We start from the raw sequence: 9,783 nt of genomic DNA, 5'->3' as shown, positions 1-9,783 counted from the left end.
TAAGAGTTGGATTGATCGTCTTTTGGTATCTGAAAGTTAGTTTTTTCCCAGACACTTTTTTGTTAAATTTTTTGTTAAATTATAACGGATTGTGTTGAGCTCTTTAGATAAGTGGTAAAATAAGAAAAAATATTATTGAAAACAGGAGTAAAAATGAAAAGATATTCAAAAGCGATATATTGGGGCTTACCCATTAGTTTGATTCTCGCCATTTCGATTATTTTACACTTAGGTTGGATTAATGCCTTTGATAATTTCTTTGAAGGATTAGTTCACATTGTTCCTAATTTAAAGGGATTAATGCTAAAGATTACGTTTTTAGCAGATACCAAGGTTGACTTGATCTGGATGGTATTGATTGCAGTAATCTTATGGTTTAGAAAACAACGTCCTCTTGCGACTAACTTAGTTTTAACAATGATTACAGGGGATGCAGTTGGTTGGGTAATTAAGCATTTGATTCAAAGAGCTCGTCCTGTACAGCACCTAGCAGTTGATGATGGATTTAGTTTTCCTAGTGGCCATACTTTAGGCATGGGGATGATTGTTATTTGGATCATCATGGTGCTTTTACCAGTAGTATTGAAAGATAGAACTAAACGTTTTTGGATTGATTTTCTATTAATCGTTTGGCTAGTTATCGTAATGATCTCTAGAGTATATGTTTATGCTCACTATCCAACTGATGTTTGTGGTTCAGTTGCTATCGCTTTAACTTGGGTTGGAGTAATGCAATTTGTCTTTGAAAAGATTAAGCAAGTAGTAAATAAATAGTTAACAAAATAGGGTTAAGCATTATGCTTAACCCTATTTGTGTGAGTAGTTTTTATGATTTTGTTTTTGATTAAGTTAATTGAACTGATTTAGTCAAACAATGTCCAAGGTTGACTCGGTCCATCATACAGATAACCTTTTTGCCAGTTCCATTCAGGATGTTGCTTCATAAAGTCTTTGGCGTCAAATGGTTCATCATCAGCTCTGCCAAAAATGCCCTACATATTCAAGTTTTCAATATCGGTGGCATCAGCACATTTACCATCGCATGAACCACTTGGGAAGAAAGGTACATTCCAAACACCATGTGGATCGTCAGCATAGTATTGTGAATCAACATCAATTGAGAATACAAATGAGTGAGAATTAATTTCACTTTGATTTGTAATTGATTTCTTGATACCGTTCTTCATTACGGCATTTTGAGTGTTACGATACTTTGGTGTATCTAAAAATTCTGATCTAACTTGTTTTAAATCTTCATTATCAATTTGTACCATAATAATCTCTTTTCTTTAAAATCGATAATCTATTTATCTTTAATCAGTTGAAGTCTTGTTGTTTTCATCAGCTTTAACAATGTCGTCGGATACTTGTTCGTTTGGCTTATAAGGACGCTTGATTGGCATACCCATTGGGTTTTGATCTTTAGACATAACAGTTGTTGGGACTTTTGATAAAGCCTTTCCAGGTTTCTTAAGTCCTTCTTCCAAGTAAATGGGGCAAACTTGTTATTTGGATTTACCCAATCAGTGTGTTTCTTTGAAAGTTGATATAAGCTGAAACAAACAATAAGAACAACAGCAACTAAAGCTAAAATAACTGAGATGTAAACTGTTGGTGAACCAACCTCTGACTTAACCTGTGCTGGTGAATAAATAGCAAGGACAATGGCAAAGGCTGAGGGAATTAATCCTAGACCTGCAACAAGCCAAGCACCGAACTTACCACCAGGAACTTTAAATGAACGAGGACGGTTAGGTTGGTCATAACGTAAACGTAGGAAAGCAGTAAACATTAAAATGTAGTAGATCATGTAAAGAACAGTAATAGTTTGAGTTAGCAAAATTACAAAACCTTCAACATTAGGAATCAATTTTACTAAGTAAGCTACAACAGTCATTCCAGCGATTTGTGTATACATTAAATGTGCAGGCATGTTATGTTTATTGTTTTGTTGGAACCAGTGTGGTAAAAATCCACTACCTCGGCATTCCAATTGTTGATCCTAAAATCCTGAATACAGAGTAGAGAAACGTTAATTTGCTTCTCAGGAATAATCATTGCAATGATTACAGTTAAAGGAATTAAACTCCCGATAATGACACCGTATTTAGCGATGTTAGAGAAGGCTTTAACACCTTTAGTAGCTAAATAAGTAAGGACCCAATATAAGATGATCCAACCTGTCATAATCAGCAATTCATGTTGTGGTGCTTGAGCAAATTTTACAGCGGCATCATAGTTTGGTATATAAAACATGATGGTTGCTGTAAAGCTCGGCATCCCCATCCCAAAGTTCAAAATTAATTGGAACCATAGGATAAGTAAACAGGTTAGTCCTCAGCCTTTACCTAAACATTCACCAATCCAGCGGAAAATTACTCTTATTACCAAATTGGGTAGGAAAAAAGAATAAATTTGATGCTCCATGGGTAGGTATTATTTTAACTGCTGCTGTAACCTTACTTTTAATTACTCAATCATACTTGTTCTTAGTTGGATGTATTGTTTTAGCTTCATTTGTTCAATATGTACCATCTATTTTTGCGGTTATTAAATTTAAGCATACTGGTCAATATCCAAACCATGGTTTTAACTTCCAGGCGGCTACACAATTCCAATTTTGGCTTTATTAGTAGCTTGCTATTTAATCTTTAACTTTACTTGGGAAACTATTTTACTGTCAATAGTTGTAGCTGCTGTAACAGCTGTTTTATACCTGTTCTTAGGAAAGAATAGATTAGCTAAGATAGGTGGAATTCCAACTGCAGTTAGGAGAAAAAGAATCATATAGAAGCTGATTTAAAGAAGAAAAACTAATTGATTTAAATTACGTTTATTTAGAATAAAAAATTAATTTGTATAAATAAAAACAGCATTTCTCAATACACACGAGAAATGCTGCTTTTTATGTTATTTTGAAAGATTTTTTACAACATTAAAGTTAAACAAAATTAAGTTTATGACAACAATACCTGCTGTCACAATGAATACCATACTATAACTTGAAACTCCAGCAATGAAAGATCCTAGAAGAGGCCCCGCAATATTTCCAATATACATTGCACTCTGATTCCAAGAAAAAATTCGACCAGTAACAGCGGCAGGTGAATTTTTGGTTAGTAAAGTTTGTACTTGTGGGAAAAGACATGCGTCAGTAAAACCAACTAAAAAGCGTAAAATACCTAATTGTACTGTGTTGTGAACAAAGGCAGTTAAAAAGAATAGAATCGTTGCACCAATAAAACCACCTATAATAATTTTGTGAGTCCCAATTTTATCACCTAATGCTCCAAAGCGTGAAGCAGCTAAAAATGTTGCAATTCCGGGTAAAGCTGCAATAATTCCAGAAACAAAAACAACATTTCCATGTCCATTCATCAATTGTTTAACATATAGAGAAACAATTGGGTTAATTGAATTGTTGGCTGCTTGAATAATTAAAGTGGTTAACAGTAAACCAAATATTAGGGTTGGAGAGCGTAGAGTAGCAATGACGCCACTTGCCTTATCGAGCTTCTTTTCTGTAATCGGCTTGAATCCTTCTTCATGAACAAAGAAAAGTGAGAGAAGGAAGGAGATTAATAATAATCCTCCTGTGATAAAGAAAGTAACGCGGTAACTAAATTCAGACGCAAGTGCTCCACCTAAGAAAGGCCCAAGTAAGTTCCCGGCAGTAAAAGAAGAGGCCATTGTTCCTAGCGCTTGACCAGATTTTTCTTTAGGTGTTTCTGTAGCGATTAAAGCATTTGAATTTGAAACAAATCCTGCAAAGACTCCTTGCAACATTCTTAAGAAAAATAGTTGCCAGACATTAGTAACTAACCCCATACTTCCAAGGACAATGGCCATTCCAAGGGAAGCCCTGAGAATCATTAGTTTTCTACCTTTTTTATCAGCTAATTTACCCCACCATGGTGAAATAATAGCTGAGACGAAGTATACTCCGGAAAAAATAAATCCCGACCAAAAGTTTAACTGTTGGTGAGTAAAATGTCCTAAGGTATCGATATATAGAGGTAGGAAGGGCATAATCTCTGAAAATGCGATTCCTGCGATAAATACGGCGATAGAGAGAACATAAAGATTCTTTTTCCAAATTGGCTTATCTGATTTCATCGTCATTCTCATCCTCCAATTTTTTAAAATCTACCGTTTTATTTTTAAGGGATATTTTTCCTACTTTGAAACCATAATCGAGCAATTCCTTTTTATAAGTTAAGAAAGAATGATCAATTGGCAGGCCGACAATCTTTTGAATTTGGTTAAAAGATAATTGAAAGTCTTGGTCATGATTATCTTTAATATATTGCCACAATGGTAAAAATTTGCTCATTAGTTTTTCTTTCTTTAAATCTGCTTTTCTAAATTGATTGAAATCTTTTCAAGTTTAGCTAAAGTATCAGGATCTACTGTTCCAACTAGTTGATTTACCTCTTCAAAGGCGTCGTTCACTTGTCTAAGAACCTCAACTCCAGCTGGAAGTAAGAATAGTTGTTTTTTTAGTCCATTGTTTGGATCTGCTCGACGTTCAATCATTTTTCTTTTTTCTAATAGTTTAACTACATTAGTAAAACTGGCAGGTTGGTAAAAAAGATAATCTGCAACTTCCTTTTGAATGCAGCCGGGATGCTTTTGAATGTATCTTAAAACATGGGCATGCGTCATTCTTAGATTAATAGAGGCCAATCGTTGATTGATCAGGAGGTTTTCTAATTTACCAATATGATAGAGTAAATTTGCTAGTGGTCTTTTTCGCATAATTTTACCTTTCTAAGTTGTAGTTACAACTAATACTTTAAATAAGTATAGCGCAACTAATTGTAATTACAACTTATTTTTTAATTTAGAGGATTAGTAATTTTAGAGAAATCATACTTACGATATTTCAAGGCTGCTTTTTTGTCTTTAAACATAGCACTATGAATGTCGCCGGAAGAATAAGCTAAATAAAGGCACTGATTTCCTTTAAAAGTACCTGTGATATAGATGATATCAACAGTATCTAAAAATCCACGTGCTCGGAGCCACTTCGAACCATTTTTATCTTCAAAAGAGACCATGCTTGCATCCCCAGCATAAACTTTATTATTTTTTTCTGAGCGATGGTTTAGGTTTAGGTTTGGATCTGTTTTTTGATAGACCACAGAATCCATGATAGTATGTTTGGTTATAATAAATTTTCGCGCTGTTTTACTGTAGCGATCAGTTTGATACCAGGTTCCTTGAAATACAGTAGGAATCATAGCTAATTTAAAACCAGGGTATTTTTTATTTAAATTAGGTTTAGAGGAAGTTTTAGTGGTAGTTTTTGAAGTAGTAATTGAAGATTTTGAACTAGAAGATTTAGGTTGATTATTTTTAGAAGTATTGCTGCAAGCAGTAAGTAATAAAGTTGATAATAGAATTAGAGCTAATTTTTTCATGATTTTGAATCCTTGTAATATAAATTTTACTTCAGTATAGCATAAGCAATTTTAGTATAGAAAAAATTGGAGCAAAACAAAAAGCAGACGTTCTGGGGGATTAGAAGTCTGCTTTTTAATGTCGTATGTTATTTTGGGAGAATAAGTAAGGTGTAGAAGTTCCCTTACTTGTTAAATAGAATACCTTTCTTTTTTTAAAGAAGATTTGGCATTAGATTTAAAATTTGCAAAGAATTTCTTTAAAAAGTTTAAAGACATAAATATAATTAAAATAAAAGCGTTTGCGAGAGGGAAAATTATGAAAAAAGAACAAGAAATTCAAATGTTAAAAGAATTTTCAGATGCAAATTCTACATCTGGCTTTGAAGAAGAATTTGTAAAACTGTTTTCTACTTATGCTAAAAATACTGCTGATATTACGGTAGATGGGATGCTCAATGTATATGCAGCTAAGAAGGAAAATAAAGGTAATCGGCCCGTTATTCAAATGGATGCTCACTCTGATGCAGTTGGTTTTATTACCCAGGCAGTTCGTCCGAATGGATTAATTAAATTTGTTCCACTTGGTGGTTGGGTAAAGTATAATATTCCGGCTTTAAGAGTAAAAATTCGTAATCGCGATGGTGAGTATATCCCAGGAGTGGTAGCTACAAAACCACCACACTTTATGACAGCTGCTGAAAGAAATTCAATTCCAGAAGTTGCAGATATGTCTATTGATGTAGGTTCATCAAGTAGGGAAGAAACTATCAAAGATTATAAAATTGACACTGGTTGTCCAATTTTTATTGATGTAAAGTGCGAATACCATGAAAAATCCGGTCTATTCTTTGGTAAAGACTTTGATGATCGCTTTGGTGCAGGAGCCATGGTGGATATCTTAGATAATTTGAAGGGTGAAGAGACTAATTTCGATGTGATAGCTGCCTTATCAAGCCAAGAAGAAGTAGGTCTTCGCGGTGCTTATGTTACTGGACGAAAAATTAAGCCTGATTTATGTATTGTTTTAGAAAGTTGTCCAGCTGACGATACTTTTGAGCCTGAATGGTTATCTCAAACAGGCTTAAAACGCGGCCCAATGCTCAGAGATATGGATACTACATTTTTACCAAATCCTAAGTTTCAACAATATGCTTGCGATATAGCTGATAAGAATAATATTCCATATACTCGCTCTGTTAGAACTGGTGGTGGCCAAGATGGTGCAGCAATTTATTATGAATATGGTGCTCCAACAATTGTTATTGGAATTCCAGTTCGTTATGAGCACTCTCCATATTGTTTCTCAGCATATAAAGACTTTAAGGCTTCAGTTGATTTAGCAACTGCAATTATTCGCGATATAACACAAGAAAAGCTAGATAGTTTTAAGGTGATCTAATGGACTGGAAAGTATTTTTCAAAAAAGTAGCAATTTTTAGTTGGTGTATGGCTATTATTAGTGTATTGATTTATATTGTTCGTTATACAGCAAGTGAAATTGGCAATCTTTTTATTTGGAATCAGCCATTTATTTGGGCGCTAATTTTCGGACTTGTTTTTTGTCTCTTATCGGTTTTTTGGCCGAAGAAAAATAAATAGAATATAAATTATAGTTATGAACCCCGAAACTAAGATAAGAATTTCTGGGTTCATATCGTTTATAATAAAAATAAATATTTATATAGAAGGTTAGCTATGCATCTTTTAGAAATTAAAAATTTAAATTATTCTGTTGATGGAAATACTATTCTGAAAAATATTAATCTAAGCGTAAATTCAGGAGACTTTTTAACGATTGTAGGGCCTTCTGGTGCAGGGAAGAGTACACTTTTAAAAATTATTGCCAGCTTACTTACACCTACATCTGGTTCAATTGAATATGATGGAAAAGATATTAGTCAATATTCTCCGCTTGAATATCGTCGGCAAGTTTCCTATTGTTTCCAGCAACCGTCTCTTTTTGGAAAAACAGTAAGAGATAATCTGATTTTTCCTTATCAAATTCGAAAGGAAGAAATCAATGAAGAGCATCTAACTGAATTATTAAATAAAGTAAGTCTAAATCATACTTTCTTGAAGAAAAACATTAATTCTTTATCTGGTGGAGAAAAGCAACGAGTTGCCTTAATTCGAAATTTAGTCTTTTTACCACGAATTTTACTATTGGATGAGGTAACCACAGGACTTGATGAAAATAGTAAAGAAATTGTTCATCATTTATTTGATGATGTGCGCAAGCAGCATGTTACGATCTTACAAGTAACTCATGATAAAAGTGAAATTGAAAAAGCCAATAAAATTTTTGAAGTGAAGAAGGCATTTCTCGATGAAAAATGTAGTTGTCAGTAACTGGTCTCTAGTTTTTGCATTCTTATTAGTTTTAGTATCAATTGGAATTTCTGTTAAAGAAAAGCTAGGCCTTACTAAAGATATTTTGGTTAGTGTTGTGCGAGCCATTATTCAGCTAGTCATTATTGGATATATTTTAAAAGTAATTTTCAATGTAAATACTTTTTGGCTAACCTTTGTTTCTACACTTGTTATCATTTTTAATGCTTCATGGAATGCGAATGGTAGAGATCCAAATACTAATCGAAAATTATGGAATTCAATTGTAGCTGAGGCCGTAGGAACCTACATTACATTGGCTATATTACTTCTTTCTGGCGTCATTAAACCGATACCCATGCAAGTAATTCCAATTACAGGAATGATTGCAGGTAATGAAATGGTTGCAATAGGTCTTTGCTATAAATCTTTAAATGAAAGTTTTCATGATTTAAGACAACCTGTTTTAGAAAGGTTAGCTTTAGGTAGTGATATTAAAACGGCATCGATGCCAATTATTCGGCGTAGTATTAAGACTGCTATGCAGCCAACGATTGATTCAGCTAAGACAGTAGGTTTAGTTAATTTGCCGGGGATGATGTCAGGATTGATCTTTGCTGGAGTAAACCCAATTTATGCAATTAAGTATCAGATTATGGTAACTTTTATGCTTTTATCTGCTACAAGTTTAGGAGCGATTATTTCGGTTTATCTTGCCTATAAAAATTATTTTAATGATCAGATGCAATTAATGCTCTAACAAAAAGACTGTTCTGGTATTATTTCAGAACAGTCTTTTGAATTATATGAAACTAAAATTTAATGTATTTTATTCTACTCTAGCGATTTCATCATGAACTTTAATATTATGAGAACCTAAACTTGGCTCTGGACCATGAAGATTAAATTTAACATTAACTCCTGGTCTAAACGAAAGAACATGAGTTGAGCCACTAAAGTGGAAAATACCAAGTTGATCACCTTTATTAATATGCTGACCAACTTTAACAATAATTTCGTTGCCTAAAACTTCTGCCATACCTACAGCTACAAAGCACATTAAGCCAATCTTAGGATTGTCTGCTTTAATGAAGATGACTGCACGTGATGCAGTTTCGCTAATATAAGCTTGAGAATCATTAGGAGCAGCTGGATCAGGGCCATTAGGATTTTCAAATCCTTGTGGCAAAGTTTCAGAGTAGTAAGAACCGTATAAGTTATAAGCTTTAACTACTGTTCCGCTAACTGGACTGTTCCATCTGTGATAACTCAATGCACTAAGGAAGGCCTGGTAAAGTGTACCACCAACAAATTTTGATGTTAATGGATCGTTATGGAGTAGATCCATTAGAGAATAAGGTTGTCCTTTAATCCAGAATTTTGCTTTCATTGGTAAATCATGCGCAATTCTAAATGGAGCTGATTCACAGGCATTAGCAATAAAATCAGGATCATCAGGATCTTGAACAGGACGAATACCAGGATTAAATAAACGAGTGAAGAAGTTGTCCCAAGAGGTAAAACCTAGATGCTTTTCACGATCTTCAGAAGCACATTTGAAAATAGTCGTAAATTTTTCACCATCTGCTACTTTAGCCATTTCATTTAATGCATAGTTACTTAACCAACCATTTTTAGATGTGTTAAGAACATATGTTGAGTCTGGCGTTTGTAGACATTTGCCCCAATAATTCAAAATGTCTCTAAGCTTTTCATTGATTTTTGGATTCATAAAGGATACATAACCCGCTTTAGTGGCCATAGGATAGTCTAAAATTGCATTAATTGGTGTACCGACTAATCCAGTTGTGTTGAATTCCAGAGCTCTTTGAATAATTCGGTTGAGCATTAATAACATTTGTTTATAATTTCGAACTTGTGGGGTTCCCATTGGAGTATCAACATACTTTTCAGGAATTTCATCAAACATCATCTGCGTAACATTGTATAAATACCGATCAGATTCAATTAAATTCTTTAAAGCTTGAACTGGCGGATAAAAAAGTAAAAGAACTAAATACAAAAAATGGACGAATTGAAGTTTAAAAAA

The 9,783-nt window shown here is 33.7% G+C and carries 11 protein-coding genes and 2 pseudogenes; 6 read left to right on the top strand and 7 right to left on the bottom strand.

Annotated features, from left to right (window positions below):
• Window positions 1–153: 153 nt before the first annotated feature.
• Window positions 154–774 carry a phosphatase PAP2 family protein gene (locus CP370_RS06745; protein ID WP_087284966.1) on the top strand — a complete coding sequence of 207 codons (621 nt, stop codon included), beginning with the start codon at window positions 154–156 and terminating at the stop codon, window positions 772–774.
• 218 nt (window positions 775–992) lie between these two features.
• Here CP370_RS06745 and CP370_RS10025 read toward each other — a convergent pair whose 3' ends face one another.
• Both CP370_RS10025 and CP370_RS06735 read right to left on the bottom strand, forming a co-directional pair.
• Window positions 993–1,274, bottom strand: a complete 282-nt coding sequence (locus tag CP370_RS10025; protein WP_232457396.1) for a C1 family peptidase — start codon at window positions 1,272–1,274, stop codon at window positions 993–995.
• A 39-nt stretch (window positions 1,275–1,313) separates the two neighbouring features.
• Window positions 1,314–2,406: pseudogene (locus tag CP370_RS06735) on the bottom strand (amino acid permease); the annotation flags it as partial.
• Between CP370_RS06735 and CP370_RS06730 the strand changes: the two are divergent.
• A pseudogene (locus CP370_RS06730) lies at window positions 2,382–2,817 on the top strand (amino acid permease); the annotation flags it as partial. The pseudogenes CP370_RS06735 and CP370_RS06730 overlap by 25 nt on opposite strands.
• 93 nt (window positions 2,818–2,910) lie before the next feature.
• On the opposite strand, the gene CP370_RS06725 reads toward CP370_RS06730, so the two are convergent.
• From CP370_RS06725 to CP370_RS06710, 4 genes are all read right to left on the bottom strand, one after another.
• Window positions 2,911–4,122 carry an MFS transporter gene (locus CP370_RS06725; protein ID WP_087713182.1) on the bottom strand — a complete coding sequence of 404 codons (1,212 nt, stop codon included), beginning with the start codon at window positions 4,120–4,122 and terminating at the stop codon, window positions 2,911–2,913.
• Entirely contained in the window at window positions 4,103–4,333 is a 231-nt protein-coding gene (locus CP370_RS06720) for a hypothetical protein (protein ID WP_087713181.1), read from the bottom strand. Before CP370_RS06720 ends, CP370_RS06725 begins: the two co-directional genes overlap by 20 nt.
• A 14-nt stretch (window positions 4,334–4,347) precedes the next feature.
• A complete protein-coding gene (locus tag CP370_RS06715; protein WP_014567222.1) occupies window positions 4,348–4,758 on the bottom strand; it encodes a MarR family winged helix-turn-helix transcriptional regulator in 411 nt (136 codons plus the stop codon).
• A gap of 80 nt (window positions 4,759–4,838) precedes the next feature.
• Window positions 4,839–5,423: a hypothetical protein gene (locus CP370_RS06710; protein WP_012845830.1), complete on the bottom strand. Its 585-nt coding sequence runs from the start codon at window positions 5,421–5,423 to the stop codon at window positions 4,839–4,841.
• 298 nt (window positions 5,424–5,721) lie between these two features.
• On the opposite strand from CP370_RS06710, the gene CP370_RS06705 reads away from it, so the two are divergent.
• From CP370_RS06705 to fetB, 4 genes are all read left to right on the top strand, one after another.
• Window positions 5,722–6,804: a M42 family metallopeptidase gene (locus CP370_RS06705; protein ID WP_087713180.1), complete on the top strand. Its 1,083-nt coding sequence runs from the start codon at window positions 5,722–5,724 to the stop codon at window positions 6,802–6,804.
• Entirely contained in the window at window positions 6,804–7,004 is a 201-nt protein-coding gene (locus CP370_RS06700; RefSeq protein ID WP_087713179.1) for a hypothetical protein, read from the top strand. The genes CP370_RS06705 and CP370_RS06700 overlap by 1 nt, the downstream gene beginning before the upstream one ends.
• 96 nt (window positions 7,005–7,100) lie before the next feature.
• Window positions 7,101–7,754: an ATP-binding cassette domain-containing protein gene (locus CP370_RS06695; protein WP_087713178.1), complete on the top strand. Its 654-nt coding sequence runs from the start codon at window positions 7,101–7,103 to the stop codon at window positions 7,752–7,754.
• Window positions 7,732–8,493 carry an iron export ABC transporter permease subunit FetB gene (gene fetB / locus CP370_RS06690; protein ID WP_087284974.1) on the top strand — a complete coding sequence of 254 codons (762 nt, stop codon included), beginning with the start codon at window positions 7,732–7,734 and terminating at the stop codon, window positions 8,491–8,493. Before CP370_RS06695 ends, fetB begins: the two co-directional genes overlap by 23 nt.
• A 69-nt stretch (window positions 8,494–8,562) precedes the next feature.
• Here fetB and CP370_RS06685 read toward each other — a convergent pair whose 3' ends face one another.
• Complete coding sequence (locus tag CP370_RS06685) at window positions 8,563–9,756, bottom strand: phosphatidylserine decarboxylase family protein (protein WP_087713177.1); 1,194 nt, start codon at window positions 9,754–9,756, stop codon at window positions 8,563–8,565.
• Window positions 9,757–9,783: the final 27 nt, after the last annotated feature.

The organism is Lactobacillus sp. UMNPBX19 (assembly GCF_002553805.1).
In the GTDB taxonomy this organism is placed as follows: Bacteria; Bacillota; Bacilli; order Lactobacillales; family Lactobacillaceae; genus Lactobacillus.
This window is presented reverse-complemented; position numbering and strand designations above follow the sequence as displayed.

Excerpts from the sequence above, each read along its gene's own strand:
- CP370_RS10025 (WP_232457396.1), bottom strand. The coding sequence starts at position 1,274 with ATGGTACAAATTGATAATGAAGATTTAAAACAAGTTAGATCAGAATTT.
- CP370_RS06745 (WP_087284966.1), top strand. The coding sequence starts at position 154 with ATGAAAAGATATTCAAAAGCGATATATTGGGGCTTACCCATTAGTTTG.
- CP370_RS06705 (WP_087713180.1), top strand. The coding sequence starts at position 5,722 with ATGAAAAAAGAACAAGAAATTCAAATGTTAAAAGAATTTTCAGATGCA.
- CP370_RS06700 (WP_087713179.1), top strand. The coding sequence starts at position 6,804 with ATGGACTGGAAAGTATTTTTCAAAAAAGTAGCAATTTTTAGTTGGTGT.
- CP370_RS06695 (WP_087713178.1), top strand. The coding sequence starts at position 7,101 with ATGCATCTTTTAGAAATTAAAAATTTAAATTATTCTGTTGATGGAAAT.
- CP370_RS06720 (WP_087713181.1), bottom strand. The coding sequence starts at position 4,333 with ATGAGCAAATTTTTACCATTGTGGCAATATATTAAAGATAATCATGAC.
- CP370_RS06710 (WP_012845830.1), bottom strand. The coding sequence starts at position 5,423 with ATGAAAAAATTAGCTCTAATTCTATTATCAACTTTATTACTTACTGCT.
- CP370_RS06725 (WP_087713182.1), bottom strand. The coding sequence starts at position 4,122 with ATGACGATGAAATCAGATAAGCCAATTTGGAAAAAGAATCTTTATGTT.
- fetB (WP_087284974.1), top strand. The coding sequence starts at position 7,732 with ATGAAAAATGTAGTTGTCAGTAACTGGTCTCTAGTTTTTGCATTCTTA.
- CP370_RS06715 (WP_014567222.1), bottom strand. The coding sequence starts at position 4,758 with ATGCGAAAAAGACCACTAGCAAATTTACTCTATCATATTGGTAAATTA.